Below are 8,504 nucleotides of genomic sequence, written 5' to 3'. Positions count from 1 at the left end.
GCGCTCCTCCTGGGCACTGGCGGCGGACGCGCCGGGGGCGATCGACGCCGCTGCGACAGCGATGACGGTGGCCGCCAGCATCAGCGCACAGGCCTGTCTTGCGATCGCGGACGTCTTCATGCGTTCGAAGCCTTCTTCAGTTGATCACCGCCGCTCTCCTCGCGGACGATGCGGCCGTCCTCGATATGAACCACGCGATTGGCAAAGGGGAGGATGCGCGGGTCGTGCGTCACCACCAGCACCGCGCGCGAGGGATCCCTGGCGATGTCGGCGAGCAGGGTCATGATCGCCTGGCCATTGGCGGTGTCGAGCGCGCCGGTCGGCTCGTCGGCGAGGATGACCTGGGTCTTGCCGACGATGGCGCGCGCGATCGCCACGCGCTGCTGCTCGCCGCCGGACAGCTCGCGCGGAAACGATTTGCGCTTGTGGCCGAGCCCGACCGTCGCCAGCACCTCGCGTGCCGCCAGCTTCGCGGTCCGCGCGCGCTCGCCGCGCACGTCGAGCGCAAGCCGAATGTTGTCCTCGGCATTGAGCGTCGGAAACAGATGATAGGACTGGAAGATGAAGCCGATGCGTTCGCGCCTGAGTTTTGCCAGCGCCTCCGGATCGAGTGCGGCGATGGCCTGGCCGCCGACCTTCACGGTGCCGGAATCCGGCGTCATCAGGCACCCGAGGATCGACAGCAGCGTGGTCTTGCCGCTGCCGGAGGGGCCCATCAGCAGCACCAGCTCGCCGCCCTTCAACGACAGGCTCACGCCCTTCAGCGCCTGCACCCGGCCGGCGCCCTGGCCGAGGTGATGGACGAGATCGGTGGCCTCGAGCACGACGTCGGTCATCGCGAGAACACCATGGCCGGATCGATGCGCATCACCTTGACGATCGCCGCGATCGCCGAGCCGACGCACATTGTCACCGTCAGCATGAACAGCGCGACCGTGAGCGCCGGCGTCATGATCACGGGGAGCGCCGACTCCGCCGTCGCGGCCGCCACGATCTTGCCGATGCCCGCGGCGCCCGCGAAGCCGACGATGGCGCTGAGCAGCGCCTGCCAGATGATGACCGTGTAGATGTAACGGCTCGACGAGCCGATCGCGCGCAGGGTCGCAAACTCGGTGAGGTGATCCTTGGTGCTGGAGTAGAGCGTCTGCGCCACGATCACGGTGCCGACGATCACCCCGAGCAGCGCACCCGCGAACAGCGCTGCGCCCGCGCCGGTGCCGAACAGCCAGAACGAGCGGCTGCGGTTGCGAAACTCGCTCGCCGTCAGCACCTCGACATTCCCCAGGCTGTCGCGCAGCGCCTGCTGCACTTTCCAGAGGTCGGCGTCGGACGCGAGCCGCACCAGCAGATACGACGCCTTGCTCGGCGTCGTCCCGGTGTAGCTCCGCGCACGCTCGACATCGGTGAACACGTAAGGCGTGGTCGTGAACGACCGGATGCCCTTGCTCACTGCCATCACCTGCACCTTGCGGTCGCGCAGCTCGGCCGTCTGCTCCACGCCCGTTATGCCGAGCCGCTCGAAATAGGTCTGGTCGATCGCGACGGCGCCGGGCACCGAGAGATCGTCGAGCCGGCCCTCGACCACGTTCCACGGATGCAGTCCGAGCCCGCGCAGCTCCGAGCCGACCACGAACACCGGCGTCGTCGTGCCCTGCGGCAGCCGCCATTGCGCGTAGCCGATGACCAGCGGCGTGGCCTCGGCGACGCCGGGAACCGCGAGCGCCCGGAACCGCTGCCGCTCGTCGAGCAGCGACGGGTCCTCGAAGCATTTGGTGCCGACCGGCATGATCCACAGCTGCGCCGGGGAATGGTCGATCATGGTGGTGACCATGCGCCGGAAGCCGACATAGAGACCCATCTGCACGGTCACCAGCACGATCGAGAAGATGATGCCGATGACGGTCGCGATGAAGCGCAGCCTGTCATGGAACAGGTTTCGCGACGCAAGCCTGAACTGCAACGACATGAACCAAAACCACCCGTCGCCCCCAGGCATTTCAGCCGGTTATGGCGGCGATGTCCACGCTGGATCGGGCCCCGTCAGCTGTGGCGCTTTGTCATTCGGGGCGGTCGTGGCGCGGGGGACACGGGGGCCTTGACGGGCTGTCGCGTTAGCCAGTCGGGTACGTCATATTCGGTGTCGTCCCGGCGAACGCCGGGACCCATAACCACAGGACGTCGTGGTTTGTGACGGCGGCGGCTCCAGCGTGATTCGCAAGGGAGAACGGTGGCTATGGGTCCCGGCTCAAGGCCGGGACGACAGTTGTCGGTGTGGAGGCCGCGCGGTCTACTTCGCGCCGACGGCCTTCTTGCGCCACGCCAGATGCACTGCGCAGGTGCAGCCGACGGGATGGCTGGCGAGTTCGGATGGGACCGCGTCGTTGGCGGGGGCGGGCGAGGCGACGGTACGGGCCGTGGTGTCGGCCTGCTGTCCACCCCGCGCCGGGATGTAGTTCAGGATCGGCGCCAGCCAGCGCTCGACTTCGGCCACCGTCATGCCCTTGCGCGCGGCGTAGTCTTCGACCTGGTCGCGCTCGATCTTGCCGACGCCGAAATAGAAGCTCTCCGGCGAGGCGAAGTACAAGCCCGAGACCGAGGAGCCCGGCCACATCGCAAAGCTCTCGGTGAGCCGCACGCCGGCATTCGTCTCGGCGTCGAGCAGCTCGAACAAGGTCGCCTTCTCGGTATGGTCAGGCTGCGCCGGATAGCCGGGGGCAGGGCGGATGCCCTGGTACTTCTCCAGGATCAGGTCGTCGGCGGACAGCGTCTCGTCCGGGGCATAGGCCCAGAACTCGCGGCGCACGCGGGCGTGCAGGCGCTCGGCGAAGGCTTCGGCCAAGCGGTCGGCCAGCGCCTTGACCAGGATCGAGGAGTAGTCGTCATTGGCGTTCTTGAAGCGGTCGGCGATCGCGTCCTCGCCGAGCCCCGTGGTGACGACGAAGCCGCCGACATAGTCCGGCACGCCGGAGCCGGCGGGGGCGACGAAGTCGGACAGCGCCGTATTGAAGCGGCCCTCGCGCTTCTCGAGCTGCTGGCGCAGCGTGTGCAGCGTCGCAACCGTCTTGGTGCGGCTGTCATCGGCATACAGCACGATGTCGTCACCGACAGCGTTCGCCGGCCAGAAGCCGATCGCGGCGCGCGCCGTGAACCATTTCTGCTCCACGATCTGCTTCAGCATCTTCAGCGCGTCGTCATACAGCGCCCGCGCGGCCTCGCCGACCTTGGCATCGTCGAGGATGGCCGGGAAGCGGCCGGCCAGCTCCCAGGTCTGGAAGAACGGCGTCCAGTCGATATAGGGCACGAGCTCGGCGAGGTCGTAGTCCACAAAAGTCCTGGTGCCGAGGAAGGTCGGCTTCACCGGCTTCGCCTTGGCGAAATCGATCTTGGGCGCGTTGACGCGGGCGTCCGTCAGCGACAGCCGCTTCTTGTCGGCCTGGCCGCGCAGATGCGCGGCCGCGATCTTCTGATACTCGGTGCGGATCTCAGCCGCATAGGCGTCCTTGCGCTCCGCCGACAGCAGCGACGAGGCGACGCCCACGGCGCGGCTGGCGTCGTTGACATGCACCACCGGACCGCCCTGATAGTTCGGATCAATCTTCACGGCGGTGTGGACGCGGCTCGTCGTGGCGCCGCCGATCAGCAGCGGCACGTTCAGGCCCTGACGTTCCATCTCGGACGCCAGATAGGCCATCTCGTCGAGCGACGGCGTGATCAGGCCGGAGAGGCCGATGATGTCGGCATTCTCCGCCTTCGCGGTCTCGATGATCTTGGCGGCCGGCACCATCACGCCGAGGTCGATGACCTCGAAATTGTTGCACTGGAGCACGATGCCGACGATGTTCTTGCCGATGTCGTGGACGTCACCCTTCACGGTGGCGAGCACGATCTTTCCGGCATTGGAGCGTTCGTTGGCACGGCCCTTGTTGGCGGCCTTCTCGGCTTCCATGAACGGCATCAGATAGGCGACCGCCTGCTTCATCACGCGCGCCGACTTCACGACCTGCGGCAGGAACATCTTGCCGTCGCCGAAGAGATCGCCGACCACGTTCATGCCGGCCATCAGCGGGCCTTCGATGACGTCGAGCGGACGTGTCGACTTGGCGCGGGCTTCCTCGGTATCCAGCTCGATGAACTCGGTGATGCCGTGCACCAGCGCGTGAGAGAGGCGCTTGTCGACGGGCCATTCGCGCCAGGCGAGATCGGCCTCCTTGGTCTGCTTGCCCTGGCCGCGGAATTTCTCCGCCAGCGCCAGCAGCCGCTCGGACGCGCCGGGATCGCGGTTGAGGACGACATCCTCGCACACCTGGCGCAGCTCGGGATCGATGTCGTCATACACGATCATCTGGCCGGCATTGACGATGCCCATGTCCATGCCCGCCTTGATGGCGTGATACAGGAACACCGAGTGCATCGCTTCGCGCACCGGCTCATTGCCGCGGAACGAGAACGACAGGTTGGACACGCCGCCCGAGACATGCGCGTGCGGCAGGTTTTGCCGAATCCAGCGCGTCGCCTCGATGAAGTCGACGCCGTAATTGTTGTGCTCCTCGATGCCGGTCGCGATCGCGAAGATGTTCGGATCGAAGATGATGTCCTCAGGCGGGAAGCCGACCTGCTCGACCAGGATCTTGTAGGCGCGGGCGCAGATCTCGGTCTTGCGCTGGTAGGTGTCGGCCTGGCCGGTCTCGTCAAACGCCATCACCACGACCGCGGCGCCGTGGCGGCGCGCGATCTTCGCCTCGTGGATGAACTTCTCCTCGCCTTCCTTCAACGAGATCGAGTTCACCACCGGCTTGCCCTGGACGCATTTCAGGCCGGCCTCGATGACGTGGAATTTCGAGGAGTCGACCATGACCGGCACGCGGGCGATGTCCGGCTCAGCGGCGACGAGGTTGAGGAAGGTCCGCATCGCGGTTTCCGAGTCCAGGAGGCCCTCGTCCATGTTGACGTCGATGACCTGGGCGCCGTTCTCCACCTGGTCGCGCGCGACCTGCAGCGCGGCCGTGTAGTCGCCCGCGGTGATCAGCTTGCGGAATTTGGCCGAGCCCGTGACGTTGGTGCGCTCGCCGACATTGACGAAGGGGATCGCGGGCGTCAGCTCGAACGGCTCCAGGCCCGACAGCCGCAGCCGCGGCGCGATCTCCGGCACCGCGCGCGGCTTGTGCGGGGCGACGGCTGCGGCGATCGCAGCGATGTGGTCCGGCGTGGTGCCGCAGCAGCCGCCGACGATGTTGACGAGGCCGGCGCTCGCGAACTCGCCGATCAGCCGCGCCATGTAGGCGGGCGTCTCGTCGTACTGGCCGAACTCGTTGGGCAGGCCGGCATTGGGATAGGCACACACCAGCGTGTCGGCGACGCGCCCGATATCGGCGACATGGGCGCGCAGATCCTCGGCGCCGAGCGCGCAGTTGAAGCCGATCGTCAGCGGCTTGGCGTGCCGCACCGAATTCCAGAACGCCTCCGGCATCTGGCCGGAGAGCAGGCGGCCCGACTTGTCGGTGATGGTGCCGGAGATCATCACGGGCACGTCGATGCCGCGCTCCTCGCACAGCTCGGCGATGGCATACAGCGCCGCCTTGGCGTTGAGCGTGTCGAAGATGGTCTCGAGCAGCAGGATGTCGGCGCCGCCGTCGAGCAGCCCGCGGGCCTGCTCGCCATAGGCGAGGCGCAGGTCGTCGAAGGTGACCGCGCGATAGCCGGGGTTGGAGACGTCAGGCGAGATCGAGGCGGTGCGGTTGGTCGGGCCCATCGCGCCGGCGACGAAGCGCGGCTTGCCGTCCTCGGCGGCGACACGCGTAGCAGCGCTACGCGCCAGGCGCGCGCCCTCGCGGTTGAGCTCGTAGATGATGTCGGAGAGATCGTAATCGGCCTGCGCGATCGACGTCGCCGAGAAGGTGTTGGTGGCGACGACATCGGCGCCGGCGCGCAGATATTGTGCGTGAATGTTCTCGATCGCCTCGGGCTGCGTCAGGATCAGCAGATCGTTGTTGCCGCGCAGATCCCGATGAAAGTCCTTGAATCGCTCGCTGCGAAAGGCGGCCTCGTCGAACTGCAGCGCCTGGATCATCGTGCCCATGGCGCCGTCGAGGATCAGGATGCGGTCGCGGGCGGCGGCGAGGAAGGCGGACCGCGCGGTGGAAACAGGAGCAGACATCAGGCGGCGACCTTGTTGACGGACTTCGGACGGATGCCAAGCAGATGGCTGATCGCGAACACGAGGTCGGCGCGGTTCATGGTGTAGAAATGGAAGGTGTCGACGCCATGCTTGGCGAGCTTGTGCACCTGGCCGGCGGCAACGGTCGCCGCGACCAGCTTACGCGTCTCGGGATCGTCGTCGAGACCGTCGAACTTCTCGGCCAGCCAGTCCGGAACGCTGGTGCCGTTGCGGCTCACGAAGCCGCGCGCCTGCTTGAAATTGTGCAGGGGCATGATGCCTGGCACGATCGGAATGTCGATGCCGCGGGCGCGGACGCGGTCGAGGTAGCGGAAGTAGACGTCGTTGTCGAAGAACACCTGGGTGATGGCGCGGGTGGCGCCGGCATCGACCTTGGCCTTGAGCATGTCGATATCGGCGTCGAAGTCGCGGCTCTCCGGATGCTTCTCCGGATAGGCCGAGACCGAGACCTCGATGTCGGGATGCCGCTTCTTGATGCCGGCCACCAGTTCGGGCGAGCTCTGATAGCCCTCGGCATGAGTGGAGTAGGGCGTCCCGATGCCACCGGGCGGATCGCCGCGCAGCGCCACGATGTGGCGGACGCCGACCTCGTGATAGCGGTCGACGACGTCGTCGATCTCGCCACGAGAGGCGCCAACGCAGGTCAGATGTGCCGCCGGCAGCAGCGCGGTTTCCCGCAGGATGCGCGCGATGGTGGCGTGGGTGCGCTCGCGTGTCGAGCCGCCGGCGCCGTAGGTCACCGAGACGAAGCTCGGCTCCAGCGGCGCCAGGCGCTCGATCGAAGTCCACAGCGTCCGGTCCATCTCCTCGGTCTTCGGCGGGAAGAACTCGAACGAGATCTTCGGCCGGGGGATCGCGGAATGTCCGTCAGTGATGGCGGTGGCGAGGTCGGTCATGGCGGCGCAGGTTCCCGGTGGAGCGTAAATTTCAACTTGAGAGGAGATCGCCCTCTCGATGCGCCAAGATAGGGGAAGTGCGTCGCGATAAACAGCCCACTCGAAATGGGATTTGTCCCACAATGATCGCTCTAAAGGCAATTTCTCACTCTATTGTGGATCTTGGTGTGGGCAGAAAAAATCTATTTAAAACAATGATAAGGGTGGAGGGTGGATTTGAAATCGTCAAATAGGGGAGTGGGACATCGCGATCGAGAAAATGTATACAGCTCGTCTGTCCCAACCAAAGTCCCGGCCTTATCTCTGCATTTCCGGCAGATCACCGGCGCGCCCGGCCCATTGTGGCCGGCGTCCCAGTCATTAGGTTGAAGCCATGATCCCGCTTTCCGTCCTCGACCTCTCCGTCACCACCACGGCCACCAAGCCGTCCGCGGCGCTGCGCAACAGCATCGACCTGGCGCGTCATGTCGATCAGCTCGGCTATGTGCGGTACTGGCTTGCCGAGCATCACAGCCTTGTTTCGGTGGCGAGCCCGTCGCCTGACATCATGATCGGTCAGATCGCGGCCGTGACGAAGCACATCCGCGTCGGCTCCGGCGGTGTGATGCTGCCCAACCACGCGCCGCTGGTGGTCGCCGAGCGCTTCAAGATGCTGGAGGCGCTGTTCCCCGGCCGCATCGATCTCGGCCTGGGCCGCGCGCCCGGCACTGACGGCACCACGGCCTATGCGTTGCGGAGCCGGCTCGACCGCCGCGAGGGCGACGATTTCCTGGAGCGGCTGCACGAGCTGACCCTGTGGGAGACGCGCGAGTTCCCCGCCGGCCATCCCTACAACAACGTCATCGCCATGCCCGACGATGCGCCGCTGCCGCCGATCTGGCTGCTCGGCTCCAGCGACTATTCCAGCGAGCTGTCGGCGCAGATGGGCATGGGTTTTGGCTTCGCGCATCATTTCGCCAATCACGACGCGATCGACGCGATGACCAATTATCGCGCCCATTTCACCGCGTCGCGTTGGCGGTCGCAGCCGCATGCGATCCTTGCAGTGGCCGTGGTGACCGCGGAGACCGATGCGGAAGCCGAGCGGCTGGCGTCGTCGATGGACCTCAATCGCCTCAGGCGCGACCGCGGCCAGTTCCTGCCGCTGCCGAGCCCCGAGGAGGCTGCGGCCTACCCGTATACAGACGCCGAGCGCGCCTCGATTGCGCGCAACCGCTCGCGTCTGTTCGTCGGCTCGCCGGCGACGGTCCGCGCCAAGCTCGATCCGATGATTGCGGCGAGCCAGGCGGACGAACTGATGGTCATCACCGCGATCTTCGACCACGACGCCCGCAAGCGCTCCTACAGTCTGCTCGCGGATGCTTTTGGCCTGGAACGGCAGGCAGCGGCGTAGTCGCCATCCCTCCATCCCTCGGCGTCATTCCGGGGCAAGG

5 protein-coding genes are annotated in these 8,504 nt (G+C 66.3%); 1 reads left to right on the top strand and 4 read right to left on the bottom strand.

Translation table 11 applies throughout. From position 1 onward, the window contains the following. Nucleotides 1–116: 116 nt before the first annotated feature. From BRAO375_RS12190 to metF, 4 genes are all read right to left on the bottom strand, one after another. Complete coding sequence (locus BRAO375_RS12190) at nt 117–836, bottom strand: ABC transporter ATP-binding protein (RefSeq protein ID WP_009027774.1); 720 nt, start codon at nt 834–836, stop codon at nt 117–119. Further along, on the bottom strand, nt 833–1,966 hold the full coding sequence (locus tag BRAO375_RS12185) for an ABC transporter permease (RefSeq protein WP_009027773.1): 1,134 nt from the start codon (nt 1,964–1,966) through the stop codon (nt 833–835). The genes BRAO375_RS12190 and BRAO375_RS12185 overlap by 4 nt, the downstream gene beginning before the upstream one ends. Before the next feature lie 321 nt (nt 1,967–2,287). Then, nucleotides 2,288–6,154: a methionine synthase gene (metH, locus tag BRAO375_RS12180; protein WP_009027772.1), complete on the bottom strand. Its 3,867-nt coding sequence runs from the start codon at nt 6,152–6,154 to the stop codon at nt 2,288–2,290. Then, the gene (metF, locus tag BRAO375_RS12175; protein ID WP_009027771.1) at nt 6,154–7,071 is read right to left on the bottom strand and encodes a methylenetetrahydrofolate reductase [NAD(P)H]; all 918 of its coding nucleotides are present in this window, start codon (nt 7,069–7,071) and stop codon (nt 6,154–6,156) included. The genes metH and metF overlap by 1 nt, the downstream gene beginning before the upstream one ends. Nucleotides 7,072–7,444: 373 nt before the next feature. Here metF and BRAO375_RS12170 point away from each other — a divergent pair, with 373 nt between their 5' ends. Next, nucleotides 7,445–8,464: an LLM class flavin-dependent oxidoreductase gene (locus tag BRAO375_RS12170; RefSeq protein ID WP_009027770.1), complete on the top strand. Its 1,020-nt coding sequence runs from the start codon at nt 7,445–7,447 to the stop codon at nt 8,462–8,464. The last annotated feature ends 40 nt before the right edge of the window (nt 8,465–8,504 follow it).

The sequence above is a fragment of the Bradyrhizobium sp. ORS 375 genome (assembly GCF_000239775.1).
Classification (GTDB): domain Bacteria; phylum Pseudomonadota; class Alphaproteobacteria; order Rhizobiales; family Xanthobacteraceae; genus Bradyrhizobium.
This window is presented reverse-complemented; position numbering and strand designations above follow the sequence as displayed.

Bases quoted from the DNA above. Each gene is read 5' to 3' on its own strand.
- BRAO375_RS12190 (WP_009027774.1), bottom strand. From the start codon at position 836: ATGACCGACGTCGTGCTCGAGGCCACCGATCTCGTCCATCACCTCGGC.
- BRAO375_RS12185 (WP_009027773.1), bottom strand. From the start codon at position 1,966: ATGTCGTTGCAGTTCAGGCTTGCGTCGCGAAACCTGTTCCATGACAGG.
- metF (WP_009027771.1), bottom strand. From the start codon at position 7,071: ATGACCGACCTCGCCACCGCCATCACTGACGGACATTCCGCGATCCCC.
- BRAO375_RS12170 (WP_009027770.1), top strand. From the start codon at position 7,445: ATGATCCCGCTTTCCGTCCTCGACCTCTCCGTCACCACCACGGCCACC.
- metH (WP_009027772.1), bottom strand. From the start codon at position 6,154: ATGTCTGCTCCTGTTTCCACCGCGCGGTCCGCCTTCCTCGCCGCCGCC.